Origin of the sequence: Pseudoalteromonas xiamenensis (genome assembly GCF_030994125.1) — a bacterium.
Lineage (GTDB): Bacteria > Pseudomonadota > Gammaproteobacteria > Enterobacterales > Alteromonadaceae > Pseudoalteromonas > Pseudoalteromonas xiamenensis_B.
The window spans coordinates 1,781,945-1,807,487 of the sequence record NZ_CP099917.1 but is presented as its reverse complement, the minus strand read 5'-3'; the positions used below and the strand labels follow the sequence as shown (position 1 = coordinate 1,807,487).

24 protein-coding genes are annotated in these 25,543 nt (G+C 44.9%); 21 read left to right on the top strand and 3 right to left on the bottom strand.

The genetic code is table 11. From position 1 onward, the window contains the following. Positions 1–109 precede the first annotated feature (109 nt). The 10 genes from radC to NI389_RS08285 all read left to right on the top strand — a co-directional run bounded on the left by radC (position 110) and on the right by NI389_RS08285 (position 6,050). Positions 110–784: a RadC family protein gene (radC, locus tag NI389_RS08330; protein WP_308362421.1), complete on the top strand. Its 675-nt coding sequence runs from the start codon at positions 110–112 to the stop codon at positions 782–784. 287 nt (positions 785–1,071) lie between these two features. After that, entirely contained in the window at positions 1,072–1,308 is a 237-nt protein-coding gene (gene rpmB, locus NI389_RS08325) for a 50S ribosomal protein L28 (RefSeq protein WP_005493123.1), read from the top strand. Between the two features lie 11 nt (positions 1,309–1,319). Next, positions 1,320–1,475 carry a 50S ribosomal protein L33 gene (rpmG, locus tag NI389_RS08320; protein WP_005493124.1) on the top strand — a complete coding sequence of 52 codons (156 nt, stop codon included), beginning with the start codon at positions 1,320–1,322 and terminating at the stop codon, positions 1,473–1,475. A gap of 487 nt (positions 1,476–1,962) precedes the next feature. Further along, on the top strand, positions 1,963–2,847 hold the full coding sequence (locus tag NI389_RS08315; protein WP_308362418.1) for a helix-turn-helix domain-containing protein: 885 nt from the start codon (positions 1,963–1,965) through the stop codon (positions 2,845–2,847). A 107-nt stretch (positions 2,848–2,954) separates the two neighbouring features. Further along, entirely contained in the window at positions 2,955–3,860 is a 906-nt protein-coding gene (locus NI389_RS08310) for a helix-turn-helix domain-containing protein (protein WP_308362417.1), read from the top strand. Positions 3,861–3,907: 47 nt separating this feature from the next. Further along, on the top strand, positions 3,908–4,330 hold the full coding sequence (locus tag NI389_RS08305; RefSeq protein ID WP_308362416.1) for a helix-turn-helix domain-containing protein: 423 nt from the start codon (positions 3,908–3,910) through the stop codon (positions 4,328–4,330). Continuing rightward, positions 4,255–4,815, top strand: coding sequence for a hypothetical protein (locus tag NI389_RS08300; protein WP_308362414.1), 561 nt, complete (start codon positions 4,255–4,257; stop codon positions 4,813–4,815). Before NI389_RS08305 ends, NI389_RS08300 begins: the two co-directional genes overlap by 76 nt. Positions 4,816–4,979: 164 nt before the next feature. Then, positions 4,980–5,288, top strand: a complete 309-nt coding sequence (locus NI389_RS08295; protein WP_308362412.1) for a helix-turn-helix domain-containing protein — start codon at positions 4,980–4,982, stop codon at positions 5,286–5,288. Positions 5,289–5,298: 10 nt separating this feature from the next. Beyond that, positions 5,299–5,436 carry a hypothetical protein gene (locus tag NI389_RS08290; protein ID WP_308362410.1) on the top strand — a complete coding sequence of 46 codons (138 nt, stop codon included), beginning with the start codon at positions 5,299–5,301 and terminating at the stop codon, positions 5,434–5,436. Beyond that, positions 5,433–6,050, top strand: a complete 618-nt coding sequence (locus NI389_RS08285; RefSeq protein WP_308362408.1) for a hypothetical protein — start codon at positions 5,433–5,435, stop codon at positions 6,048–6,050. Before NI389_RS08290 ends, NI389_RS08285 begins: the two co-directional genes overlap by 4 nt. Before the next feature lie 87 nt (positions 6,051–6,137). On the opposite strand, the gene NI389_RS08280 is transcribed toward NI389_RS08285, so the two are convergent. Beyond that, entirely contained in the window at positions 6,138–7,058 is a 921-nt protein-coding gene (locus NI389_RS08280) for a manganese-dependent inorganic pyrophosphatase (RefSeq protein ID WP_308362407.1), read from the bottom strand. Positions 7,059–7,193: 135 nt separating this feature from the next. On the opposite strand from NI389_RS08280, the gene NI389_RS08275 reads away from it, so the two are divergent. Both NI389_RS08275 and mutM read left to right on the top strand, forming a co-directional pair. Further along, the gene (locus tag NI389_RS08275) at positions 7,194–7,709 is read left to right on the top strand and encodes a hypothetical protein (RefSeq protein ID WP_308362405.1); all 516 of its coding nucleotides are present in this window, start codon (positions 7,194–7,196) and stop codon (positions 7,707–7,709) included. A 4-nt stretch (positions 7,710–7,713) separates the two neighbouring features. Further along, positions 7,714–8,523, top strand: coding sequence for a bifunctional DNA-formamidopyrimidine glycosylase/DNA-(apurinic or apyrimidinic site) lyase (gene mutM / locus NI389_RS08270; protein ID WP_308362404.1), 810 nt, complete (start codon positions 7,714–7,716; stop codon positions 8,521–8,523). Here mutM and NI389_RS08265 read toward each other — a convergent pair. Continuing rightward, positions 8,520–9,641: a M20 family metallopeptidase gene (locus tag NI389_RS08265; protein ID WP_308362403.1), complete on the bottom strand. Its 1,122-nt coding sequence runs from the start codon at positions 9,639–9,641 to the stop codon at positions 8,520–8,522. The two genes, mutM and NI389_RS08265, sit on opposite strands and share 4 nt — an antisense overlap. A 176-nt stretch (positions 9,642–9,817) precedes the next feature. On the opposite strand from NI389_RS08265, the gene NI389_RS08260 reads away from it, so the two are divergent. The 3 genes from NI389_RS08260 to NI389_RS08250 all read left to right on the top strand — a co-directional run bounded on the left by NI389_RS08260 (position 9,818) and on the right by NI389_RS08250 (position 14,804). After that, entirely contained in the window at positions 9,818–10,765 is a 948-nt protein-coding gene (locus NI389_RS08260) for an ATP-grasp domain-containing protein (protein ID WP_308362401.1), read from the top strand. Positions 10,766–10,767: 2 nt separating this feature from the next. Beyond that, a complete protein-coding gene (locus NI389_RS08255) occupies positions 10,768–12,141 on the top strand; it encodes a hypothetical protein (protein WP_308362400.1) in 1,374 nt (457 codons plus the stop codon). 77 nt (positions 12,142–12,218) lie between these two features. Beyond that, positions 12,219–14,804, top strand: a complete 2,586-nt coding sequence (locus NI389_RS08250) for a M14 family metallopeptidase (RefSeq protein WP_308362399.1) — start codon at positions 12,219–12,221, stop codon at positions 14,802–14,804. Between the two features lie 83 nt (positions 14,805–14,887). Here NI389_RS08250 and NI389_RS08245 read toward each other — a convergent pair whose 3' ends face one another. Further along, the gene (locus tag NI389_RS08245) at positions 14,888–15,421 is read right to left on the bottom strand and encodes an RNA polymerase sigma factor (RefSeq protein ID WP_308362398.1); all 534 of its coding nucleotides are present in this window, start codon (positions 15,419–15,421) and stop codon (positions 14,888–14,890) included. Between the two features lie 353 nt (positions 15,422–15,774). Between NI389_RS08245 and NI389_RS08240 the strand changes: the two genes are divergently transcribed. The 6 genes from NI389_RS08240 to NI389_RS08215 are packed head-to-tail and all read left to right on the top strand — an operon-like array spanning position 15,775 to position 25,513. Beyond that, the gene (locus NI389_RS08240; RefSeq protein WP_308362397.1) at positions 15,775–17,427 is read left to right on the top strand and encodes a (2,3-dihydroxybenzoyl)adenylate synthase; all 1,653 of its coding nucleotides are present in this window, start codon (positions 15,775–15,777) and stop codon (positions 17,425–17,427) included. 19 nt (positions 17,428–17,446) lie between these two features. Beyond that, a complete protein-coding gene (locus NI389_RS08235) occupies positions 17,447–18,331 on the top strand; it encodes an isochorismatase family protein (RefSeq protein WP_308362396.1) in 885 nt (294 codons plus the stop codon). Next, the gene (locus tag NI389_RS08230; RefSeq protein ID WP_308362395.1) at positions 18,328–22,650 is read left to right on the top strand and encodes an amino acid adenylation domain-containing protein; all 4,323 of its coding nucleotides are present in this window, start codon (positions 18,328–18,330) and stop codon (positions 22,648–22,650) included. Before NI389_RS08235 ends, NI389_RS08230 begins: the two co-directional genes overlap by 4 nt. Continuing rightward, on the top strand, positions 22,647–23,468 hold the full coding sequence (locus NI389_RS08225) for a siderophore-interacting protein (RefSeq protein WP_308362394.1): 822 nt from the start codon (positions 22,647–22,649) through the stop codon (positions 23,466–23,468). The genes NI389_RS08230 and NI389_RS08225 overlap by 4 nt, the downstream gene beginning before the upstream one ends. Then, a complete protein-coding gene (dhbA, locus tag NI389_RS08220; RefSeq protein ID WP_308362393.1) occupies positions 23,468–24,241 on the top strand; it encodes a 2,3-dihydro-2,3-dihydroxybenzoate dehydrogenase in 774 nt (257 codons plus the stop codon). Before NI389_RS08225 ends, dhbA begins: the two co-directional genes overlap by 1 nt. A 15-nt stretch (positions 24,242–24,256) precedes the next feature. Continuing rightward, positions 24,257–25,513, top strand: coding sequence for an aspartate aminotransferase family protein (locus NI389_RS08215; protein WP_308362392.1), 1,257 nt, complete (start codon positions 24,257–24,259; stop codon positions 25,511–25,513). Positions 25,514–25,543 lie beyond the last annotated feature (30 nt).

The following is a 25,543-nucleotide window of genomic DNA, read 5'->3' as shown; positions in this document are numbered from 1 at the left end:
CTGCTTAGTCTGTTGAGCTTTCACCATCAAGTTGGTGAACTCACTGGCACATATAGGATTTCCATCTACACTTAGCGACCCAATCAATTCAAGGAAGGATAGAATCGGGATGCATTTGCTTGCTTTACCAAAATCACAGCGACCACGAGAAAAATTACTCAATCACGGGCCTGAAATGCTGTCGGATGCTGAGTTATTAGCTATTTTTTTACGCACAGGCATCGCCGGGATGAACGCGATTGAATTGGCGGAAACACTGCTTCGAAAAACGGAAAGTTTACATAATTTATTTAATGCTACGTTGCCAGAATTTGCGGCCATTAAAGGGATGGGAGAGGCGAAATACGTGCAACTTCAAGCGGTGCTTGAATTGTGCAAGCGGTATCTTAAAGAACCTTGTTTGCGCACGACTTTATTTGATTCACCTGACTCCGTAAGGCAATACCTTACGATGAAGTTACGCGGACTCGGTCATGAAGTGTTCGTGGTACTTTATTTAGACAATCAAAACCGTTTGATTAAAGACGAAGTCCTTTTTCAAGGGACGATCAATGCAGCGTCAGTATATCCTCGGGAAGTGGTGAAAGCAGCATTGAAAATTAACGCCGCGTCATTAATTTTGGCGCACAATCATCCATCAGGCGTAGCAGAGCCAAGTCAGGCTGACAAGCTTATCACCAAAAAGTTACAACAAGCACTCGGCCTTATCGATGTACAGGTTTTAGACCACTTGATTGTGGCGGGACCTGATTGTTTGTCTTTCGCTGAGCGAGGCCTGATATAGCGCAATTTAACGCTAACATCGTGGTTCTAGGCGAGATTTCGTACAGTAGCTGTGACTTCGGTAAAAATAGTTTAATTTAAATGCAGTTTTTGCTTTCGTTTCGGGCATTGGATCATTATAATTGGCCGCTATCAAATTTACACATGAGCTGATTACAAAGGATCAGATCCTTGATCTCTGCCTGTATATGCTGTATAAAGAGCGCCCTTCGATTAATCCCGGGGCACGCAGTTAACGGCCTCAAGGGAAAAATTAAGCTCGAGCGAAGTTATTGGAGATACATAGACATGTCTAAAGTCTGTCAAGTTACAGGTAAGCGCCCAGTGGTTGGTAACAACCGTTCACACGCGCGCAACGCGACTAAGCGTCGTTTCCTACCTAACCTACAAACGCACCGTTTTTGGGTTGAAAGCGAAAAGCGCTTCGTTACTCTACGTACTACTACTAAAGGTATGCGTATTATCGATAAAAAAGGCATCGACGCGGTATTAGTTGAAATCCGTGCTCGCGGCGAAAAGGTATAAGGAGCTAAGTCATGCGTGATAAGATTCGTTTAGTTTCTACTGCTGGTACTGGTTACTTCTACACTACCGACAAGAACAAGCGCAACATGCCTGAAAAAATGGAGATCAAAAAATACGATCCTAAAGTTCGTAAACACGTGATCTTCAAAGAAGCAAAAATCAAGTAATTTGCTTCCATGTTCGCAAAAAGCCCGGTTTAGCCGGGTTTTTTTATGCCTAAAATTTGACGTTTTAGAGTGTTGAATTAAGACGTCGATAAAGTCATGTTGCATTGTATTGGTTACGTAATCGCTTGTGCGCGGCTCACCACAGCCAGTCTATTAAACTAAACGTGCTAGATGGATGAGTGTTCACTCTTAGGCCTGAAATGACCAAAATCTGCGCGATGTCACAATTGTTTTTTACCTTTGTTCGTTCATTTCCAATGTTTTTGCACTGTAATTTCCCCAACTGATATTTTGCTCTCACCTTTGCATCCGAGAAACTTGGTCTTTCCTGTTCGAGGCAAAGAAACAAAACACGCCGTTGATAAACTGAATGTTGACAATATGGAAGCAATAAAAACATAATTAACAATTTGATAATGTTGTTGTTTTCATAGAAGGATTCGTAAGGTGAATTGGAATTTTCAGCGTTGTAACGGGGTGAGGTTCAATGCAAACACCTGAAGAATACGAAATCACTCTACGTGTCAATGCCTTGGTCAAGGGGCTAAAGAAACGTAGAGGCTATACAAAAAAGGACATTAGCCAAAAGCTTGGTATTGGCCTTACCACCTTTAATGATTACCTCAATGGCGTTAGCTCTTTTAAACTCGGCACGCTTATTCAGTTTGCAGCGCTGTGCAAACTGACTTTGCCGGATATTCTCGAAGACACATTGGAAGCAAAAAAGCTGTATTCAGAAGAATTGGCCGACAAGGCAAATGCGGGTAAAAACACATTAGATTTTTTGGCTTTTATTTTATTAGTGCCAGCTATTACCAACGCCCACGGCACTCAATATCTCTTTTGTTTTCTGCAGATTTTACTCCTCTTTTTCGCAAGAAAAGACCTCAATAGCATGACCATGTCGTTGGTTTTTTTGGTTGTATACGTGTTTGGTGATCTCCTAATTTATCCAATAGAAGCCTATATTTTTCCATACTTTAACGGTTTGGTTCAAAATGCAGTGGCTTTTGGGGCGAATATTGTTATCGATGTATTGCTGATTGTACTTTTGAAAAATAGAACTTTGCTTTCACTTTGGTTCTCTCAGGGTAGAAATAAACTAGTGCTAGAAAAAAATTTTATTGAAGGTCCAATATACGCTGTCGCAATAGGCTTTTTGTTAGTAGACGGCTTGGCATTTTTTGAAAATATAATTCGCAATCTAGAACACTTTGGCATTGACGAAAGTTTCGCAAAACATTTTTGGAAAATAACGTATATCTATGACTATTTTGAATACTTAAAATCAAGCCTTATGGCGATAGGCGTAATATTACTTTTCATTGGTACTCGAATTCGGCAGCGCCAACTAGATTTTGCGGTTGTCTGAACAGAGTTTTTTGCTAACAGAAAACACGAAGGTGGTAGGTTTGAAAACGTTCCAAATTGAAAATATGCAAGGAAATGAAGTAAAGGAAATGGATAGAGTAAAACGCAATGCAAACACCTGAAGAATACGAAATCACTCTGCGTGTCAATGCCTTGGTCAAAGGACTAAAGAAACGTAGAGGCTATACGAAAAAGGACATTAGCCAAAAACTGGGTATTGGCCTTACCACCTTTAACGATTACCTCAATGGCGTTAGCTCTTTTAAACTCGGCACGCTTATTCAATTTGCCGCACTGTGCAAACTGACTTTGCCGGATATTCTTGATGACACATTGGAAGCGAAAAAGCTTTACTCGGAAGACCTAGCGGATAGAGCTAATGCTGGTAAAAATACACTGGATTTTTTGGCTCTTGCTTTCTTTTTACCAGCAATTTTGTCTGTCAAGTATATGCTGATAACCACTTGTCTTTCATTTGTTGTACTTATTTTTCTTTCTGGGAAAAATATAAATAATCGATATTTATCTGGATTATTGTTAGCCCATTTTTGTGTTGAATTACTAATGCTCTATCCTATAAAGTTGGTTGTATTCCCTCATGTAAATGGATTTGAAGGAAACATAATTGCATTTGGTATTCAATTCATTCTTTTTGTTTTACTTATTTATTTTGTTCGATTCAGAATTGTCATTTCTCTATATATGACTAAAGCTAAATGCCCAAAAGTGTTACAGCTAAACTGTATCGATGCACCTTTAATAGCTCTATTATTTGGTTATGCGTTACTTAATCTAGGCGCGTTCATTGAGAACCTAATAAGAAATTTGGAACATTTGGGTGTAGACGAGAACTTTGCAAAGCAATTTTGGAAACTGACATACATTTACGATAATTTTGAAGCTTTCAACCTAGTCTTGACATTCATGACAGTAGTTGTCCTATACATAGGAATCAAGATCCAAGAACGACAAGATAAACAGAGTGCAGTATTTCAATCGCAAGAATCGATTTAAAAATAGAGAATGAGGAATAGTAGTGTACAAAGGACAGAGTATTAAACATGCAAACACCAGAAGAGTATGAAATCACTCTACGCGTCAATGCCTTGGTCAAAGGACTAAAAAAACGTAGAGGTTATACGAAAAAGGACATCAGCCAAAAACTGGGTATTGGCCTTACCACCTTTAACGATTACCTCAATGGCGTTAGCTCTTTTAAACTCGGCACGCTTATTCAATTTGCCGCACTGTGCAAACTGACTTTGCCGGATATTCTTGATGACACGCTGGAAGCGAAAAAACTGTATTCAGAAGAATTGGCCGACAAGGCAAATGCGGGTAAAAATACGTTGGATTTTTTGGCGTTTGTAATTTTTATACCCGCAGTACTTGGAGCATTTACCATTCAATGGGTCTTTCTGGCTTTGCTTGTTCTGCTATTTTTTTCGCAAGAAAGGATCTTAATAGCCAGTCTCTTGCGCTAGTTTATATTGCGGTTATGGCTCCTTGCTATCTCTTGTTTATTCCAGTTAAAGAGTATGTTTATCCGAATTACAGTGGCTTTGTTCAAAATATTGCGGCTTTTAGTTTGGCAATACTATCGGATTTACTTCTACTTTATCTATTAAAGAATAAGATGCATCTTGGGGTTAGGTTAAAAAAGATAAACTATTCCTCCATATTAGAGAAAAACTATATTGAAGGACCTCTTTATGGTGTCACAGTTGGGCTTTTGTGTGTAGATTTATCCGCATTCATAGAAAATATTATCCGTCATTTGGACAAACTTGGTATCAGCAAAGAGTTTGCTAAGCAGTTTTGGAATGTACGGTTTATTTATGACCATTTCGAATACGTTAAAATCTTCCTAATGGCGCTGATTCTTATCTTGCTTTTTATAGGCATACGAATTAGGCAGCGACAACTCCGTTTAGCCTTGAGCGAGTCCAGACTTGGTCTGGATACCTAGTTCATAAAGATTGAATTTGAAATGTGAAAAAGGTGCGTTTCTAAAAGGGGTTCGAAATCCATCACATTTCGTTGAATATTTTTTTGTTACTGCTAGAATTCACTTTTGTTAAATTTATGTGTGATTCTAGGTTGCTCGATTTGAGCGTTTGATGGTGGGGCACGATGCAAACACCCGAGGAATATGAGGTCACTGAACGCGTTGCAACGCTAATGAAAAGCTTAAAAAAGCAGCGCGGTTATACCAAAAAGGACATTAGCCGACTGTTAGGGGTTGGCCTTACAACGTTAGATGATTACTTAAATGGTGTAAGTTCATTTCGGTTGGGAACGTTGCTAAAATTTGCACAACTTTGTAAAGTAAGCCTAAGCGATATTTTAGAAGATTCTGAGAACTTAACTAAGCTCTACGAAAAGAAGGTAAACAAAAATGAAACAAGGACTTCAGCCCAAATTGAAACTAAAGAAGATTAATATACTGAACATGCTTGATGTAGAAAAGATCTATGGTGGTACATACACGGGTAAAGGTGATGCTAAGCCTGATGAAAAGCGAGTAGCCTTACCCCCACCACCTTTAGAAGTTGCGGTTGCTGAAGAGGAGCAAAAAGTAACTCCATGAAGGTTGTCAATTTAATCTTGGTGACTATACTCTCAAGCTTTCTCTTGCTGAATAATATTTCAGCGGGACAAAATGTCCAGACCGTTTTTTGTGTATTATTAATTGCGTTAGTGGTATTCGCGAAAAATGATTTGAATAGTCGCTATATGGTTGTCTCATATTTAATGGTCTTTACATTAGGTAAGATAGTCTTTTATCCCATTGAAATGTATGTATATCCGAACTTTAATAGTCTAGTACAAAATTCGGCGGCATTTGGAATGAGCTTTCTTTTAGACATTCTATTGATTTATCTTGTAAGAAATAGAATGTTGTTTTCATTAATGCTTACAGGGGGTGAAGAGCCTTCGGTACTTGAAAAAAATTATACAGAAGGGCCGTTGTTTGGGCTACTGCTTGGATATGCTTCGATAGATTTAGTTGCTTTTGTGGAGAATGTAGTTCGGAATCTTGAATATTTTGGTTTTAGTAAAGAATTCGCTAAGCAATTTTGGCACGTTACATTTTTCTATGACTACTATGAGTACCTTAAAGGTACATTAATGGCTTTGAGCATTACAGTCCTCTACATGGGCGTCGTAATCCGTAAGCGTCAAATGCCTAGTGCTGCATAGAAAATCTGCACGATAAGAATTCAGACAATAAAAAACCGAGGTTATCCTCGGTTTTTTATTGTCTCGATTTGAGAGCTCAAAAAGAGCTTATGCAAATGCGTCTTGTAGTGGCGGTACAACTTGCTTTTTACGGCTCAATACACCATCCAACCAAACACGGCCCGCTTCAGGCTTCGCATTGTAAGCTTTCTCAATGATAGATTCATCGTTAGACACGATGAGCATCTCTGAACCTTCTTTCATGATGTCAGTAAGAAGCAGCAGCACTGAGTGACGGTTGCCTTCTTCTTTTAACTTCGCGATGTCCGCTTCTAGGTCAGCTTTGATGTCGTCAAATACCGACAAGTCAATTACTTCAAGTTGGCCGATACCGACTAGATTGCCGTTCATGTTGAAGTCTTTGAAATCGCGCATAACGAGGTCACGAGCGGGTGTGCCTTGCACGGCTGATTTAACCTTGAACATGTCCATGCCGAGCGCTTTAAAATCTTCAACGCCTGCGATTTCAGCCAGTGCTTCAACACACTTGATGTCTGCGGTAGTACACGTAGGTGATTTGAAGATAACCGTGTCGCTTAGGATTGCGCACATCATGATACCCGCAATGTTTGCAGGAATTTCAACGTTGTAGAAGTCATACATCATCTTGATGATGGTGTTACTGCAACCGACTGGGCGGATCCAGCACTCAAGAGGTGTTGACGTAGTTAAGTCGCCTAATTTGTGGTGGTCAACGACGCCGACAACGGTTGCTTGGTCGATGTCATCAGGAGCCTGTGTTTTTTCAGTGTGGTCAACAATGTAAACTTCTTCACCTGCGTAGCTCATTTTAAGTTCTGGTGCGTCAAAACCAAAACGGTCCAGAATGAATTGGGTTTCAGGTGACACTTCACCTAAACGCGTAGGGATTGCTGCTTCACCGATTTGGTTTTTTAGGTAAGCAAGCGCGATTGCACCACAGATTGAATCAGAATCAGGGATCTTGTGACCCACTACATACATTGCCATTGACGGAACTCCTTAAAAATTTGCTGGATATTTTAGCAAAGATTAGCCTGAATGAAATCCTTGCGACGCGCCAATTGTACTTATCTTAGATGATGATTTTCGATACACTGGCAAGATAAGGGAAAGGAGAAATAAATGTTAAGTCGAGCAGGTTGGAATAACGTGGTGATTTTCTCCATGTTATTAATGATATTTTTCTTAAATGGCTTACATCATAAACTCTTTAAAGAGGCCGATTCTTTCCCAGTATTGCCCGTGCTGCCTGAGTCGAGTTTTATTCTCGCTGCAGCTTTGCCAGGCGTCAAGGTGGAGCGCATAGGCACGTCTTGGCGAAGTGAAGGAATATGGCAGACGACGGCAACAGACATTGAAACTTGGCTTGTGGCGTGGACTTCAACTACGTTACAAACAATTGATAAGCCTCAAAACTTACCAGAACCTAGCAGTGCCATTCAGTTTTGGTTGGCCGGTCAAGAATTGCCTTGGGTGGTGACGCTTTACCAGCAAGGGAACACTCCCTTCTTTTACGATAAACAACGCCAAGTGTGGTTTTCACCTACGCCTGAACAAGTGAATCAATTTTTTAAACCCATTTACGCCAATACACGTATGGCTGAATCTTCAGCAATAACGTCAGAACAAAGCGAATAAGTCCATGCCTGAATTACCAGAGGTCGAAGTCAGTCGACTGGGAATACGCCCGCACATTGAACATCAACTTGTGGTTGAGGTGAAAATTCATAACCCCAATTTGCGTTGGCCTGTCCCAGAGGACGTTAAATCGCTCATTGGTCAGCACATTACGAGCGTTGAGCGCCGCGCTAAGTATTTACTTTTGCACTCGCCAGTGGGCTGCGCCATTGTGCATTTAGGGATGTCGGGCAATTTAAGAGTGGTTTCACAAACTGAACCTCTCAAAAAGCACGACCACATTGAGTTTCATTTCGACAATGGGGTGGCTTTACGGTTAAACGACCCGCGTCGATTCGGGGCGTGTTTATGGCAGCAGCCGAATGAATGTCATTCGGTGTTTAAAAAGCTAGGCCCAGAGCCGTTAACCGAGGCGTTTACAGCAAAGCATTTGTTTGATGCGTCACGAGGGAAAAAAGTGGCGATAAAGCAATTTATTATGGATAACCATGTGGTCGTTGGGGTGGGCAATATCTATGCGAATGAATCCTTGTTCAAGGCCGGTATTCATCCGCAATGTGAGGCTGGTAAAGTTTCGTTGGCTCGTTACCAACGATTAACGCCCATCATTAAGTCAACGTTGGCCGCCGCAATTGAACAAGGTGGCACAACCCTCAAAGACTTTGCTCAAAGTGATGGAAAACCGGGTTATTTTGCACAGGAATTATTGGTGTATGGCCGCAAAGGACAGCCGTGTGTTTCGTGCTTTACGGAGCTGACTGAAATCCGTTTAGGTCAGCGCAGCACCGTGTACTGTAAGCGATGCCAACGTTAAACGTTGGCCATCTCTACCGCTTCTTCGAAACAGAGCACCGCAAGGATTTTGCTCACTTGCTCAATGCGTTTTGAGAAGCTCGATTTCAACGCGCGTTCATGAATCGTGTGATCGCCGTCACCAAATGGGCCAAATCCATCTAGTGTTGGAACACCAGCTGCCGCAACAATATTTGCATCAGAAACCCCACCGCGACGTTCGGTCGGGATCGATTCGCCGAGAATCGCGGAAACTTCTTCAAGCAGTTCTTGTTGTGCCTCCGAAGGCATCATCACTGGACGTTGTAACCCTCCACAAAGCGTGACCTTGACGCCCGTTACTTCAATCGCATGGCAAATGTTTTCAATGCTATTGAGCAAACGCGCTTGTTCAACATCGCTGGTAAAACGCGCTTCGACGAGTAAGGTGGATTTAGGTGAAATAGTGTTTGCACCTATACCTCCTTGGATTTTACCCACATTCACGGTGCTGCCTTTTTTCAGTTCAGTAAGGTTGCACAGTTCAATGATCATGTTCGCTGCTGCGTAGTTCGCATCAATACCGTCAGCGTAATGGTTGCCTGCGTGTGCGGCCTTACCTTCGATTGTAATTTCAAATGTTGCAATGCCTTTACGGGCAACCACCACTTCATGATTTTTGCCTGCGGCTTCAAACACCAGACAGGCATCATAATTTTTCGCTAAATGTTCAGTCAGTGTACGGCTATCGTCACTGCCTATTTCTTCATCGCTCACCAGCAGAAAGTCCACATTGGCGAGCTGTCCAAATTGCCGTTTGAGAAAACGCAGTGCTTCAAGGGCCACAAAGTTGCCACCTTTCATGTCACAGGCACCGGGTCCATAAACCCACTGTTCGTCCATGTGGAAGTCGGTAAACGTATCCGGTGGGAAAACCGTGTCTAAGTGGCCAAGTAATAACACCTTTTTTCCTGAACGACGTGCAGAGCGAAACAGCAAGTGATCGCCTACGTTGTCGCGTTGGTAACGAGTGAGAGACATTCCGAGTGGTTGAATTAGCTCAACCATGAGCTCTCCGTGTTTATCTACTCCGGCTTTGTGTTTGCTGTAAGAATTGCAGTTTATCAACGTAGCTAAGTCGGTGAAATTGAGCGTGTCCATGATGCTTCCCTATTCAAAACTGCGCTCATCGTGGCGAGGATTGGTTGCAGTTCAGTGAAGGTTTTATGAACAGTTTTTGGCGCGCAGATTTGGTCAAAAAGTTGTCATAGACCAACGCGTACAATAAAAAAGGATTAAATTTTGAGCAAAAATGCTCGCGCAAAATGGAGACAGGCATGGCGAACACAGAGATGAATCCTCACGTAGGACTATGGATGTATCAAAACAGTGGTGGGGCGGCGATTGAAGAGAAATTAGTAAAAGCATTGAATGCGCGCGGCATTCAAACGACCACTGGGTTGAATCTGCGCGATGCGCGCGCGCAAGATGGGATCATCACGTGCAATGGCGTCAACATGGAGTCCCTCTCAACCTTCTTGAGCTATAACGCGGGTGAGCAAAGCCAGTTCCAAGTTTATCTCTATCAAGTGTTAAGTCAGTCTATTCCGACGATTAATGATTTCAATGCCTTTGCGTTAGCAGAGGATAAATTCCGCACGTCGCATTTACTCAATCAACATGGGATCCACACGGCCGATTATCGCCTGTGTCATAAACATGATATGGACGGGTTAAAGCAGGCTTTGCATGAGTTTGGTGGCAAACTCGTTTACAAACCAACAGAAGGTTGGGGTGGTGTGGGGATTGTCAAAATTGACAGCGAGCAAGCGCTCAATATGTTAACTCCTTTCCTCACGCGCACGGATTTACGTTATTTCTACGTGGAGCGTTTCATCAATTACGACCACACTGATTTTCGAGTGGATGTAGTGGATGGCCAAGTTGTGGGTTGTTATGGCCGTAAAGCACCAAAAGACGATTGGAAAACGAACATCACGAGTGGCGGTTCGGTGTTTGTACGCGAACTCAATGATGAAGTGGCCGAGCTTGCTATCAACGCGACGGCGATTTTGGGGTTAGACATCGCGGGTGTCGACATCATTTATGACCGTGATTTCGAACGTTATGTGGTGCTTGAAGTAAATACTATTCCTGCATTTGCGACGCCTGATCAGGAAGCGCTGGGGATTAATTTCAATGCTCGCAAGCTAGAGGCGATGGTGGGCTTAATTGAAAAGCGTGCTTACGGACAACTCGCAAAAAAGCAATCTAAGGTGGCTTAGTCATGAAAACATCCTTACCTAAAATCGGCCTATTGTATTTAGACTACGTACTGCGTTTTTTTGATAAATCGAATTTCAAAGGCTGGCCAGAAAAAATTGAAACGGTCACTTATCACTGGGGCAATGATAAAGCGCGTTTTATTGCAGAAGTAAAACGCAAAAAAATAGATGTCTTAATTGGCAACATTCCAGCTACGGCTTATGAAACGTTTCGAGAAATCGCGCGAGCCTTGCCTAATGTCCGTTTTTTACCGTCTTTGGACAGTCAATTTTCCAACAAGTCAAAAGAAAACGTCACGCATTTTTGCCACAAGTATGATTTGCCGGTCCCTCATACCGAAATTTTCTACATCCCAGAAAACGCAGAACGTTATTTGGCAAAAGCCACGTATCCGAAAATTATTAAACGCTCTTATGGCCCATCGAATTATGGTGGCTATTTTGTCCACAAAGTGGATAGCGCTAAAGAGGCGATGGCGCTACTGCAAGAACGTAAATATTACCCGGTTTACGTGCAAGACTTTGTGCCAATGGAAGCGGACATTCGCGTTATGTTAATTGGCCACAAGCCTGTTTGTGCATTTTGGCGCAGACCGCCAGACGGTGAATGGTTAACGAATACCAGCCAAGGCGGTTCGATGGACTATCAAGATGTGCCTAAATCCGTTCTCGCATTGGCCGCTCGCGCATCGAAAGCGGCAAAAGCGGAATACTGGGCGTGTGACATTGCGCTTGGTAAAGATGGCAAATTACGCATTTTAGAATGTGCAACAGCCTTTGCTGCCTTTCCTTATATCCGAGATTGGATAGGGCAGTATTTGATGTGGCTATTATCTGACGGTAAATTCCGCAAGCCGTTCATTCCACTGTTTAACTGGGAAGAACTAGGCAAAATTGATTCCAGTTTGCTGCGAACAATGCGTCATATCTACTTTGGTCAATATACGCCAAGCCAAGATGTTGGGGACCAATTTGTGGATATGGATGAACAGCAGTTTCCATTGCTTTCCAACCACCCATTGAATGGCGAAGAATGGCCAAGTGAGCACTGGAACTTTCAGGATAATTTTCGTCTTAGTGCAAAAGTGATCCCGGCCAAAGCGGTGCAAGGCATGTTAGATACAGATGAAAGTGGCGAAATGCTCTCCAACGTATCCGGCGCTGAATTCAGCGAAGCTGATTTAAAAACCTTGCTTCTTGAGGTCAAAGGCGTAGGCAACAAAATGGTCGAAGACATGTTTGGGCTATTTGGCGTGGCGGGCATTGTTGAGGCGTTAAACCACGATCCTTATCGTCTTTGTGAAGTGCCCAATTTGAAGCAAAAGAAACTAGAAAAAATCGTTGCTCATTGGCGTGAACAATTCGCCCCAGCGTGACCATTTGGGGGGAGGGGAAACCCTACCCCTCGATTCCTCTATTCGCGCGCAAAGTCAGAAATCAGGACGTCAAGCTTATGAAAATTCAATACACTTCGTATCAAGAAACCATTGCCTTTTTACAGCGCGCGATGAGCGCTCACCCACATTTGATCCGTCTACAAAGTATCGGTGAGACGTGGGAAGGTAGGCCCATCATGCTCGCGACTATTTCGCTCGACGTGACATACGCAGACGACAAGCCTGCGTTACTGTATACCGGTTCTATTCACGCAAGAGAATGGATTGGCAACGAACTCGCCATCAAATTTATTCAATATGTCATGGATAACTACCGTTTTAACCCTAAGTTACAAAGCGCGTTAACGCGTAATACGCTGTATATGGTGCCCTGTTTAAACCCCGATGGTTTTGAATACTCGCGTAATCATTTCTCGTTCTGGCGCAAAAATCGCCGTAATAATGGCGATGGCACGTTTGGGGTCGATTTAAATCGCAATTTTGATGCTAAGTTTATGAAAAACCAAAATACGTCATCTAATACGTATGGTGGTCCTCACGCTTTTTCAGAGCCTGAAACGTGCGCTATCCGTGATTTTGTGGAAGTTCATGACAACATTCGTATTGCGCTTGATTACCACTCTCAAGGCAACGTGTTTTTCCCTGCACATAAATTCAATCACGAAGTTGAAATTGAAGGTACGGATCTCAACGTGCTGTGTGCCAACATGAATCATGAAATTAAGAAAGTCACGGGACGCCAATACGGTATCCATCGAGGCAAACCGCCAGCACAACTGATTCATGGAAGTGGCCGAGAATATTATTATCGAAAAGGGATCATTGCGACCGTTGTTGAGGTGGGCACACGAAACATCCCAGATTACATGAAAAACATGTCAGAGAGCATTGCTGAAAATATCCCTGCGATTTTGTATGCGCTTAGTGAATCGATAAATTATTCTCCCATTGCGCCTGCTCGTGTTGAAAGGTTTACTATCAAAGACGTGGATCACGATAGTGTGGAGCTTGAGTGGCAATATCAGAGCCGCGACGATATCTATTTTGAAGTGTATCGCAATGAACACAATAAAAGTGCGTGTGGTGAAAGCAGTTTAGTTGCCATTACTAAATCACTGTCGTTCACGGATACGCAGTTGAAGAGTGGACATTTCTACTTTTACAACATTCGAGCGGTAGACAAAGTAACGAAAATCAAATCACCTTTTAGTCCAGAGCTGCGCCTCAAAACTCGTCTTGAGCGCCATGAAAGCGCACGAACCTTATTTCCAACTCGCGACACCGTTGGGTACTTGTCTAAATTGAATCAGCCAAAAAACCGTGAGCACTTTGGGTATAACTCGATGTTTATCGGGATAGACAAGCAACGCGGGATAAGCGTTGGGGTCGTGCAATTTGATTTATCCACCCTAGTGCCAAAATCCACGATTCAAACAGCACACTTTTACTTGTATCCCATGAATCGAGTTGCCGCAAAAATTGAGAATTACGGTGAGTGGTCCGTGTCTATTTTAGACGTCACCAGCGTGGCAGACATATACGATTATGAGAGCGTGATGGGAGCGAAAGTGTTGCATACCCTTGGCTATACGTATGGCTCAGACAAAATGACGCAAGGCATTTGGTTAAAATGGTCGTTTAATGGTGTTGAGCGTGCGATTCTCGATAAGCTGATAGAGGGACGTAAATTGTTGCTTCGTATTCAAGGGCCAATGAGTCTGCCACTTGGAAACGATTCACAAATTATGCAGTTTGATATTGGCTATGGTCCATTTGGTTGTGGCTTACATTATCGTCCGAATCTTGAACTGGTTTACCAACTGCCTGAAAGTGAATTGAAACTTGCCCCCAGTAGCTGCAACACCATTTTTAAAGAATACGTGGTTGCTGACCGCTTAGCCTCTGGGTTTGATGGTGCGGGTGACATTGTTTATGGACAAATGGCGTTTGAATTGAATACCGAACTTGAGCCTGAAAAAACCGTTTTCACCAGTGCGCGACTAACGCTACGTTCCAGTAACGCGATTGCTGGTGCAAAAGACGTGCGTTTTACGATTGAATTGGTTGAACTGAATGACGTGGATTATGCCCATGTTAAACAACGACAAAAAATCGAATACATTGGCTATGAAGTCAGTAACGAGCAATTGAAGGAACGTGCAGTACATCATTTCATTTTTGACAGTTTTAGTTTGCAGGAGCTAGAACGGTTACATGAAGCGAAACGTCCTTTTTATTTTATTATCCGAGCCACGGCAGAATCAAAGGCAACAGATGCGCTAGTAAATTGGAATAATTGCCAAGATTCACAACCTGCAGAGCTGCACATTCGTTATATTGAACGACGCAAAGAACCCGTCGAAGCACCCACCAATTTGCAAGCACAAGTGGAAAATGGCGTTGTAAAACTCACGTGGAATAACCCAAGTGATGAGGATTTTGTGGGTAGTTTTGTGGTGCGCAACCGTTTCCATCCCCCCCGTTCACCATTCGATGGTGTGAAATTATATGGTGGTAAAGACAACTACACCTTAGACAATTTTGGCAATCCGAGTGTACCAAAATACTACGCCGTATTTAGTTATGATGATGCGCCGAATTACTCAGAACCCGCACAGTTACATTATTCCGGCAACCAATAACGGCTAACGGACAAAGCGAATATCCTTGATTGTATGGGAGATATTCGCTTTGTTTGGTTTGCGCTTAACAACGTGAGCAGTCATTAGTGTATCAATGCATTTTTGCAGGTAGATACCACTTCTTGCAGTATAAAATTCACTAACGTCGGTGAAATTGCGCAAATCTGAGCAATGTCCTTTTGCTTGTAATCCCCCCATTTATACAAGCTTAATATCGTTTGATGCCGCCTTGATAATGTTGTTACTGCTTGCATGATCCGTCGATTGAGGTTTTGTTCTATCAGCGAATCTTCAGCACTGGGCTGACTATCTATGCATTGGCATGGCGAGGTGTTGTCGAGATCTACCCAGCTTTCTCGTGTGCGTTTACGCAGCATATCAATGGCGATGTTACGTGCAGTTTGATAGCAATAGGCCGATGGATTTTCAACTTCCTTAAGCTGCTCGGAGGACAAGTTTGCTAGGCGGATAAACGTTTCTTGCAACGCATCTTCTGCGAGATAGTGGCAGTGCAAAATGGACGTTAGATACGCAATCATTTTCTCTCTTTGCGTTTGTATGAGCCAAGCCCAATTGTCCTTTTTTGCTACGTAGTTTGAGCTCACGACCTCACTCATTTTATCCCTCTGCAATCAATAATGAAAATAATTATCATTTAGATCCTAAGATCGATACAGGCATAATGTCAAGGCTTCTTAAAATTAAAAATTTACCTATTTATAACGTTTGTATCTTATTTAGGCGCTTAGTTTGGTTTTTGCTCAGAGATAAAAATAATTCGTATTTTTATTAAATTTTTCTAAAAATCACTCGTCATGATGGCGTTGGATGCAAAGAGATTTATGGTTTTAACTATAAATTTCATTTGCTTAAATTTTTGTTCTCGAAGCTTTTTCACATTGATCGAATTGTTTCATCACAATTGGGTTTCGAGGAATACGCAAATACAAAATTAGACTGGGTGGGTTTTATGTTAAAAAGTTGTATCAATTGGCCGATGGAGGAACGTGCACAGTATCGTCAAGCTGGGTATTGGACCGATGAAGAGCTTAGTCTGATTTTGGAACGTCAAGTTCGAGACAATGCCAATGGCGTTGCCATCATCGATGGCACGCGCGAAAAAACCTACGCATGTTTGGATAAAGCATCCACCCAACTTGCAGGCTATCTCCATGCCCAAGGTGTGCGAGCGGGCGATACTGCAATTGTTCAATTACCAAACTGCTATGAATTTTACGTGGTGTTTTTCGCATTGCAGAAACTGGCGGTGCTTGCGGTTAATGCATTGATGAATCATAACCAAGTAGAGTTATTGCAATACGCAGAAGCGCTGAATCCAACACTTGTAATTGCCGATGCAAAACACCCACTTTTTGGCACAAACGACTTTACCCAAACATTGCAGGCGAAGGCAAATAACTTGCAGCATGTCTTGCTCAACGGACCTAGCAATTGGGCGCGTAATTTAGTTGAGAAACTGCATGCCTCGGCGTGCATAAATCATCATGCGGCGTTGCCATTTCGAAAGCACAACGCGGATCATGTGGCGTTCTTCCAACTTTCCGGAGGCAGTACTGGTACACCTAAACTCATTCCGCGTACGCACAATGATTACTTCTACAGCGTTCGTCAAAGTGTAGACGTTTGCCAATGGAGTCCAAGCACGCGCTACTTGTGTGCGCTGCCGGCTGCTCACAATTTCCCGCTCAGCTCGCCTGGCGCATTGGGGGTATTTTACGCAGGGGGAACGGTGGTGTGCGCACCAGATCCTTCCCCAAGTAGCTGTTTTCCCTTGATAGAACGACACCGCGTAACGTGGACCGCGTTGGTGCCACCCGCTGCAACTTTGTGGCTTGATTCCAAAGAGCGTTGCCATGCGGATTTAAGTTCGCTTGACGTTATTCAAGTGGGTGGAGCAAAACTCAGTGCCGCTGTTGCTGCAAGGCTGGAAGAGGAACTGGGCGTGCTACTGCAGCAAGTGTTTGGGATGGCGGAAGGACTGGTGAATTACACGCGTTTAGATGATGACGCGTGGACGCGCCATCACACGCAAGGCCGACCAATGAGTGACGCTGACCGAGTTCAGATTGTGGATGAACACAACCAACCTGTAGCGGTAGGCGAAACGGGCCTTTTGACGACAAAAGGACCGTACACGTTCCGTGGTTACCTCAATGCTCCCGTTCATAACTTACTTGCTTTTACGCCAGATGGATTTTATCGCAGTGGTGATTTGGTGAAACAAACTGCATCAGGCTATCTGATAGTGGAAGGACGCGATAAAGATCAGATAAACAAAGGCGGAGAGAAAATAGCGGCAGAAGAGCTTGAAAATCACTTCCTTGCGCACCCCGCTGTGCATGATTGCGCGGTGGTCGCGATGCCCGACACACTGCTCGGCGAACGTATCTGCGCGTTCATTGTTAAACGAGAACAGGATGCTGAACCCGTTAGTCGCGCCAGTTTAGCTCGCTATATTCGAGGTGTCGGGCTTGCCAACTACAAAATCCCTGATCGTATTGAATTTGTCGATGTTTTACCGAAAACCAAGGTAGGAAAAGTCGATAAAAAAGCGTTGCGCGAACACATCAAGCGTCTACTGAACAGTTTACCAACAGCATAATTTTTAAAAGGGAATCTTTATGGCTATTCCACGTATTGCATCTTACCCATTGCCAAGCACTCGACCGGACAATCGTACGCAGTGGCAACTTAATCCAGACAAAGCGGTGTTGCTTGTTCATGACATGCAATCTTATTTCGTCAATTTTTATGACGTGGACACCGCACCAATGAAGCCTTTGATAGAGCGTATTGATGCACTGATCCGCGCTGCGAAGACAGCGGGTATTCCCGTCGTGTATACCGCGCAGCCCGCGAATCAAGAGCCGAGTGACCGCGCGTTATTGACGGACTTTTGGGGAACCGGACTGACCGCGAAAGACACGGCTATCTTACCTGCGCTTGCACCTAAATCGGACGACAAGGTTTACACCAAATGGCGTTACAGTGCGTTTAAACGCAGCACATTACTCGAGGATATGCAGGTACAAGGTCGCGATCAGTTACTCATCTGCGGCATTTATGCACACATTGGTATTTTGTCGACGGCTCTGGATGCGTTTATGTATGACGTAAAAGCATTTGTGGTGGCGGATGCGGTGGCGGATTTTAGCCAATCTGAACATAACCAAGCCATGCAGTATATTGCAACACGATGTGGACAAGTGCAGCTACTGGATGAAGTTATCGAAGCGCTGCAGCCAAGCAACTCGTCGCAGAGGGTTTCAGTCAAATCCATCCAACAAGCAATCGCATCGGTATTGTCTATTGATGTTGCAGAGGTTTTACCAGACGAAAACTTGATTTACTTAGGCCTCGATTCAATACGGGTGATGGTACTCATTGATGCATGGCGGGCACAAGGAATAGACATTAGTTTAGCGGAGCTTTCGGAATGTACTACTGTGCTTGAGTGGCATGACGTGCTGAAACAAAAAGAGCGCAATGAGGCTGCCGCGGCATGAAAACATGGCCTATTACTCAAGCACAACAAGGCATTTGGCTTGGGCAGATAAAGTCGCCTGAAAGCACTCGCTATAACACAGCTGAATTTATTGAGTTGAATGCTGCCCTGAACTCGCAAAAGTGGCTCGTGGCGGCATCCAATGTGTTGCACCGTTGTACCGCGTTGAATGTACAGTTTGTGGAAATGTCTGGCGTGTTGTCGCAAAACCCGTTGTGCGAGGCGCAGCGCGTAAACGTGCTTGGCGAATACCTCGATTTTGCGAATGAGGTTGAGCCACTTGATTCCGCAAAGCGATTTTTAACCAACTGGTATGCGCAACCTTACAGCTTGAGCGAAGGGCACCTTTATCGCCACGTGCTCATTAAACTTGCAACCAACCATTATTATTGGGCGTTGGGAGCACATCACATTGCGTTGGATGGCTTTAGCTTTTCGCTTCTGACGAATCGAGTGGTTGCAGCTTATGAAGGTGAGTCTGTGACGTCGGACGAAGCACAGTATCTGGCAATACTCGAAGAAGATATCAAATATCAACAGAGTAGTGCCTGTGTGCAAGATAAAGCCTATTGGCTTGAAACGTTGCGAAACTTCCCGAGTGCCGCAACGCTACGAGCTGGGGATGAGCCAAGCGGCGATGAAAAAATTAAAGTTGCCACCACACTGAGCTCAAATTTAATTAATCGTTTAAATGAACAAGCTCAGGAAGTCGGTGCAAACTGGACGGAACTGCTGTTGGCTGCGGTGGCATTTCTAATTCATGAAAAGACGGGAGTTGCACGCACAATCATAGGTTTGCCTGTCGCCAACCGCTTTGGTTCAAAGGCTGCTAATACACCCTGCATGCATATGAATATTGTGCCTGTAAGTGTTCAGTTTGAAGACTGCGACGGCTTCGCAATGTTGTTGCAGCAGGTATGCATCGAACTCAAAAAGGCACGCAAACATTTTCGATTTCGTTATGAGACACTGGGCAGCTTAACGAATGTAGCGCCGCTTCCTTCCCGTTTATTTGGACCAGTTGTCAATATTTTACCATTTGAACGTCAAGCTGAATGTGAAGGTGAACCAATCTTAAGTCATACCTTAAGCGCAGGCCCGGTAGATGATTTGGCCTTTATCTTTATTAAGCATGCTGATGGCAAAGTGGGCTTTGAACTGGAAGGTCAACAATCAGGTTATACCCATGGCGAGCTTTTAGCATTGCAAACCAAGGTGGTCGATTTGCTGGTATCGCTCAGTAAAACGCTTGATGTGCCTTTGGTACTGGATGAAGCAAATTTGGCGATGACTTCGTCGCCAACCGAATCGGTTTACTCTGAAACCTTGGATGTGGTCTCACAATTTTTTGCGCGTACAAATGCCACGCCGACAGCAACCGCTCTTGCCTTGGTCGATGGGTCAAGTTGGACGTATGCGCAATTGGCTGAGCAGGTGAGTCAGCTTGCAAGCCACCTCCAAATTCAACATCAAACCAGCGGGAATACGATTTTATTGTTACTGCCGAGAAGCCCAAAAACCGTGATTGCCATGCTAGCGGTGCTCGCGGCCAAACAACGCTTTGTGTTCATTGATGTGGACGCCCCCATTGAACGCAATAAGCGCATTGTTTCAGATGCAAAGCCATCATTGGCGCTGGTGGATGAACAGACCGCGTTATTTATGCCAAAACTCGATGCATCGCTGCCGAGTATCAATGTGACAACGCTCGCGGCACCAAACACGATGAAGGTATTGCATCCTTTTGATGAGAGTGATGAAGCGTATTTAATTTACACATCCGGTTCTACTGGTCAGCCCAAAGGTGTGCAGGTGAATCATGGTGCACTGGCGGGGTTTATTGTTGGGGCGCGTGATGCCTATCAAGTTAAAGCTGACGATACTGTGTTGCAATTTGCACCGTTTCATTTCGATGCCTGTATTGAAGAAGTGTTTTTGACCCTCACAACAGGGGCTAAATTAGTGCTTCGCAATGACGCGATGCTCGACTCCTTCGATGCGTTTATTGTCGAAATAGCACGCTTGCAGATCACCGTGTTGGATTTACCGACCGCGTACTGGCATGAACTGTGTCGTTTTATGTGCGAATCAAACCGCACACAATTAGGCCAAGTACACACCATTATTATTGGTGGTGAAGCAATCAATCGCCATCGTATCGAAGCGTGGCGTAGGCAGGTTGGAGCATCGATTCGAGTGTTGAACACCTACGGCCCAACAGAAACGACGGTCGTGGCCACGAGTATCGACTTAAGCCAAAGCAATTCGACCAACTCGATAGGCTTGCCGCTACCAGGTCGTGGCGCTGTGGTGATGCGCGATGTGGAGCACATTGCCAAAATAGGAGAGCGTGGCGAGCTTTATCTGACCGGCGCTGGACTGGCTACAGGCTATTTAGGCCAAGCAGAACTGACCGAGGCCGCGTTTGTGTCGTTTTGGGATCCTGTTGTGCGGCAGAGAAAGCGAGCCTATCGCACCGGCGATATGGTACGCATGCTTGGTGGTGGTCAATTAGACTATTTAGGACGTGAAGATGCGCAGCTAAAAATCAGTGGTTATCGCATTGAACTGGGCGAAATCGAAGCCGTCATGTTAGAAAACGCGGCGATAGTGGATGTCGCAATCACGCTTTTACATGATAGTGAAGGTCATCCTAAAGCCCTTGCTGCACATTTAGTTTGCGAGACGCCGTGGTCATTGGAAGAGTTCCGTGCCCAGTTTTCTGCACAGTTGCCTGCGCCCATGTTACCCGTGCAAGTGAACTATTACACAGCATTACCAAAAACACCGGCCAATAAAATTGACCGAAAACGTTTAGCGGCTGCGTCACAGACGGCCAATACACCAACAGAACTCAGTGACTTTGAGACGTTAATCGCAGATGTGTGGCGAGACATTCTGGGTGTGCCGTCGATTTCTCGTGACGACAATTTCTTTTCCATCGGTGGGCAGTCGTTGCAATGTATTCAAGTGGCCGCTCGTCTATCCAACTTGTTGGAGAAATCGGTCAATGTCGCCTTTTTGTTTGCTCACCCCAAATTAAGCGATTTGTGTATCGCACTCAATAATGAGACAGCACTAGAGCAAACATTGCACACTCAATGGCATGAACCTCTCCTTGAGGACGTTGCCGCCTTTCGCCGACGACTTGCGGATATTAACGGAGCAAATACGGTGAAATCAGCTCATCCAACCGTATTGCTAACCGGTGCAACGGGCTTTGTCGGGGCGCAGTTGTTGAGTGTTTTGCTCGCAAGACCAAACGTGAAGGTTATTTGTCATGTCCGAGCCACGACAACGAAAGCCGCATTTGAACGGCTAACGAAAGCGTTTCAGCAGCAACATCTCGACGTACCAGATTTTACGCGAGTAGAAATCTTACTCGCGGACCTAAGTGCGCCAAGCTTTGGATTAAAGGCACAGGACTATGACGCGCTGGGTAATGGTGTCACGCATGTGATCCATAATGCCGCGCACACGTCAGTACTTCGTGATTACACTAGTTTAAAAACCGCAAACACCGAGTCGACCGCAGAGCTTTTGCTGTTTGCGAAACGTTTTTCTGTGCTATTCAATCATGTTTCAACCATCGCCGTTGCACCGGTGTCGTCTGAGCCTTTGGCGGAGAAATTTGTCGCCCTTCATGACGGCTTACATGATGGTTACCAACAGTCCAAATGGGCCGCAGAACGTTTTGTTGAGTCAGCCGTTGAGGCGGGTGTAAGTGCACAAGTGTATCGTCTTGCTCGGGTCATTGGCGCAAAACAGACCGGATTCATTAATGGCAATGATTTGGTGTGGCGAATTTTACGTACGGGGCTGAAATTAAAGCGATTACCTGACTTGGCGGTCGCCGAGCCGTGGACGCCAGTCGATGTGGTCGCACGATTTATTGTGGCGCAAACGTTTGCTGGACGCGCCTCGCAAGTCTTTAACGTGACCCCAGAGACATCGCTGCATCTAGAGGAGCTCTATCAGTGGTTACGTGAGTTTGGGTTTGAATTTGACTCGTTGTCGATAGCGGATTGGGTGCGTGAGGCGGAGCAATCAGGTGATGAAAATGACTTAGCCATTGCGAGCTTCTTCGCGGGACAAGCACAAAAAAGCGCAAGCAATCGAGTGATGCTTACGGACAACGTTCAGTTCAAACAATCCGCAGCAGAGTTCAAGTTAAGCTTAGCGCCATTCTACCGCGACGATTTACCAACGTATCTCCAGTTTGCGTTTGCACAGGGCATTGTGGACGCGGCTCAACATCCACATGCCTATCAGCGATTACAACGCATGATTAAGACGACAAGCAATGAGGTGTATGCATGAACGTAAGACAGCCAGTTCCACTCACCGGGCCGCGTCGTGTGTACTGCACCGCGAAGCGATACATCACCCCGAACTTGTTGCGCATTACCGTCAGTGGTGATGAATTACGAGGCTTCCCAGAAGGCTATCATGGCGCGCACATCAAGTTGTTTTTCGCCAATCGCCTTACAGGCAAATTAGAACTCCCCACGAGAGAAGCATCAGGAGCGATTCGCTGGCCAGCCGACCGTCCAATTACACGTGCCTATACCGTGCGCGCCTTTCGTGCAAATCAAAACGAACTAGACATTGATTTTGTGGTACACGGCGATAAAAGCCCCGCTTCGGGTTGGGCTGTGAACGCCGAAATAGGCAGTGAACTGGGTGTCGCAGGGCCTGGAGGTCCAGATCCTTTACTTGCGCCTGCGGATTGGCATGTGCTGGCTGGCGATTTAACGGCTGTGCCTGCGATAAGTGCATTGCTTGAACATCTGCCAGAGAATGCACTGGCGGCGGTATTTATTGAAATCGAGAGTGACCGCGATATTCACTTCATAAAAGCCCCAAGCGGTGTTCACATTCATTGGCTTAAACGAGTGCAGGGACAACCAACTCCGCTTGCGAGTGCCATCCAAACGGTATCACTTCCTCCGAACACAACCTCAATCAGCGCCTTTATCGCTGGGGAAAACAGTGCCGTTTTAGCATGTCGGAAGCAGCTGATTGAGGATTTCGGATTAACTAAACAGCAGCTTTATGCAATTCCGTATTGGCGACGAGGTCAAGACGAAGAAACCTACCACGAGCAACGCCACGTGATAATGGATGAGGTGTACTGATGTCTGTGAAAACGGAATTTACAGGTCGAGTTGCGTTGGTGACAGGTGCCTCACGTGGCATTGGCGCTGCAACGGTGAATTTGTTGCGAGCGAAAGGTGCGATTGTTGTGGCGGCAGATATTGCGTTTACCTCGGCGGTGTTACAGGAAACTGCCGCGAATTATTTTCAAATTCAGTTAGATGTCGTCAAGCAACAGGATGTGCTGCGCGTGGTGAATGAAATTGAACGAACACTAGGTGCCATTGATTACTTAGCGAGTGTTGCCGGGGTTTTACATATGGGGGAGTTAACCGAGGTGAAGGATCTCGAGTGGCAACATACCTTTGCCGTTAATTGTCATGGCCCCTTTTATCTTTGCCAAGCGGTGGCCAACCACATGAAAGGTCGGCGAGCGGGCGCGATGGTGGCCGTTAGCAGTAATGCCGCTTCTACACCTAGGATGGGCATGGGCGCTTACTGTGCCTCAAAGGCTGCGCTTTGCGCCATGGTGAAAACGTTAGCGCTTGAATTGGCTTCATCAAACATTCGCTGCAATCTCGTTGCCCCAGGTTCGACTGATACGCTCATGCAGCAGCAAGTATGGCGAGATGCACAAGGTGCGACTCGCACGATTTCAGGCGACCTAGCGCAATTCAAGGTGGGCATTCCACTTGGTCGGATAGCCTCGCCCGAGGACATCGCCAACAGCATTATTTTTCTTTTAAGTGAACAAGCCAGACACATCACGATGACCAGTTTATTGGTTGATGGTGGTGCGACGTTAGGTCATTAATTTTCCGAGGATGTTATGAATAATCAGCCACTGTCTTTTACGCGTTCAGAGCAATTGCAAGCGCAAGGCGAACAACGGATTGCGGGGTTCACGCAATCAATGATGAAAAAACCAGAGCAATTTTCACCGGGCGCATTTCCGGTGTATATCGAAAAAGGTGAAGGGGCTTTGGTTACGGATGTTGATGGTAATCAGTACATTGATTTTATTTGTGGTTTGGCTGCTAATACACTTGGGCATAACCACCCGGTAGTGGTGAATGCCATTACTGACAATTTGAGTAAAGGGCTAATTCATTCTTTGCCGACACCGATTGAAGTGACTACTGCAACGACATTGCTAGAGGTGATCCCCGGCGCCGAGATGGTTCGCTTTTTTAAAACAGGTGCAGATGCTAATTCTGCCGCGGTACGTTTAGCTCGTTACGCAACGGGTCGCGATGAAATCATGACCGTGGGTTACAACGGTTGGCATGATCAATACATGTTTGATACACCTGGCGTCCCCGCTGTTATTGCTTCACTTACTCATCGAATGCCATTGTTTGCATCTACTGACGAGCCGCTCATTTTGGAAAAAATTGAAGCGCGAGGCGATAAACTGGCGGCGGTGTTACTGTCAGTTCCATACAATCGAGAGTTGGATAAAGCATTCTTGCAGCAATTACGAGAGGCGTGTACTCGTACCGGTGTAGTACTGGTCTTCGACGAAGTCGTGACTGGTTTTCGTCTCGCCCCGGGTGGTGCACAAGCCTATTTCGGTGTGCAAGCGGATCTCGTTACGTTGTCAAAAGGTATTGCGGCGGGTATGCCTCTGTCGGCTGTGACAGGGAAAAAGGTGCTAATGTCTAAGCTAAATGAGTTACAAGTGTCCACAACCTTTGGTGGCGAGATGTTATCACTGGCAGTGTGTGACGCAGTGCTTAAAGAATATCAGCGCATTGAGTTTACCAAGCATATTGCCAAATTAGGGGCGTTACTCAAAACCGAAGTGAACCAGATTGCAGAGCAACTTGATGCGCCTCTGCGGATTGTTGGTTATGACGCGATTCCAATGTTTTTATTTGCCAAAGACCCCCAAACCCATGTGAAGTTTGCAATCCCATTTTTGGCTGAAATGGCGAAGCGCGGTATTTTGCTACGCCGTGAAGTGAATTTCATTTGTGCCGCTCATACTGAGGCTCACATCAATCAAACGATTACCGCAGTCAAAGAATCGTTAATGGCGATGAAAGAAGCTGGTCTATTCAAGTCTTCGGATGTCACTTCATGAGCTGTTCATGCTTAACTTCTTCGCGATTTT

Coding starts and splice junctions, on each gene's coding strand:
- NI389_RS08235 (WP_308362396.1), top strand. CDS start 17,447: ATGGCTATTCCACGTATTGCATCTTACCCATTGCCAAGCACTCGACCG.
- NI389_RS08245 (WP_308362398.1), bottom strand. CDS start 15,421: ATGAGTGAGGTCGTGAGCTCAAACTACGTAGCAAAAAAGGACAATTGG.
- NI389_RS08290 (WP_308362410.1), top strand. CDS start 5,299: ATGCTTGATGTAGAAAAGATCTATGGTGGTACATACACGGGTAAAGGT.
- NI389_RS08225 (WP_308362394.1), top strand. CDS start 22,647: ATGAACGTAAGACAGCCAGTTCCACTCACCGGGCCGCGTCGTGTGTAC.
- NI389_RS08285 (WP_308362408.1), top strand. CDS start 5,433: ATGAAGGTTGTCAATTTAATCTTGGTGACTATACTCTCAAGCTTTCTC.
- NI389_RS08265 (WP_308362403.1), bottom strand. CDS start 9,641: ATGGACACGCTCAATTTCACCGACTTAGCTACGTTGATAAACTGCAAT.
- NI389_RS08250 (WP_308362399.1), top strand. CDS start 12,219: ATGAAAATTCAATACACTTCGTATCAAGAAACCATTGCCTTTTTACAG.
- NI389_RS08230 (WP_308362395.1), top strand. CDS start 18,328: ATGAAAACATGGCCTATTACTCAAGCACAACAAGGCATTTGGCTTGGG.
- NI389_RS08315 (WP_308362418.1), top strand. CDS start 1,963: ATGCAAACACCTGAAGAATACGAAATCACTCTACGTGTCAATGCCTTG.
- NI389_RS08300 (WP_308362414.1), top strand. CDS start 4,255: ATGGGTCTTTCTGGCTTTGCTTGTTCTGCTATTTTTTTCGCAAGAAAG.
- dhbA (WP_308362393.1), top strand. CDS start 23,468: ATGTCTGTGAAAACGGAATTTACAGGTCGAGTTGCGTTGGTGACAGGT.
- NI389_RS08215 (WP_308362392.1), top strand. CDS start 24,257: ATGAATAATCAGCCACTGTCTTTTACGCGTTCAGAGCAATTGCAAGCG.
- NI389_RS08275 (WP_308362405.1), top strand. CDS start 7,194: ATGTTAAGTCGAGCAGGTTGGAATAACGTGGTGATTTTCTCCATGTTA.
- NI389_RS08310 (WP_308362417.1), top strand. CDS start 2,955: ATGCAAACACCTGAAGAATACGAAATCACTCTGCGTGTCAATGCCTTG.
- radC (WP_308362421.1), top strand. CDS start 110: ATGCATTTGCTTGCTTTACCAAAATCACAGCGACCACGAGAAAAATTA.
- NI389_RS08255 (WP_308362400.1), top strand. CDS start 10,768: ATGAAAACATCCTTACCTAAAATCGGCCTATTGTATTTAGACTACGTA.
- NI389_RS08280 (WP_308362407.1), bottom strand. CDS start 7,058: ATGGCAATGTATGTAGTGGGTCACAAGATCCCTGATTCTGATTCAATC.
- rpmG (WP_005493124.1), top strand. CDS start 1,320: ATGCGTGATAAGATTCGTTTAGTTTCTACTGCTGGTACTGGTTACTTC.
- NI389_RS08305 (WP_308362416.1), top strand. CDS start 3,908: ATGCAAACACCAGAAGAGTATGAAATCACTCTACGCGTCAATGCCTTG.
- NI389_RS08240 (WP_308362397.1), top strand. CDS start 15,775: ATGTTAAAAAGTTGTATCAATTGGCCGATGGAGGAACGTGCACAGTAT.
- mutM (WP_308362404.1), top strand. CDS start 7,714: ATGCCTGAATTACCAGAGGTCGAAGTCAGTCGACTGGGAATACGCCCG.
- NI389_RS08260 (WP_308362401.1), top strand. CDS start 9,818: ATGGCGAACACAGAGATGAATCCTCACGTAGGACTATGGATGTATCAA.
- NI389_RS08295 (WP_308362412.1), top strand. CDS start 4,980: ATGCAAACACCCGAGGAATATGAGGTCACTGAACGCGTTGCAACGCTA.
- rpmB (WP_005493123.1), top strand. CDS start 1,072: ATGTCTAAAGTCTGTCAAGTTACAGGTAAGCGCCCAGTGGTTGGTAAC.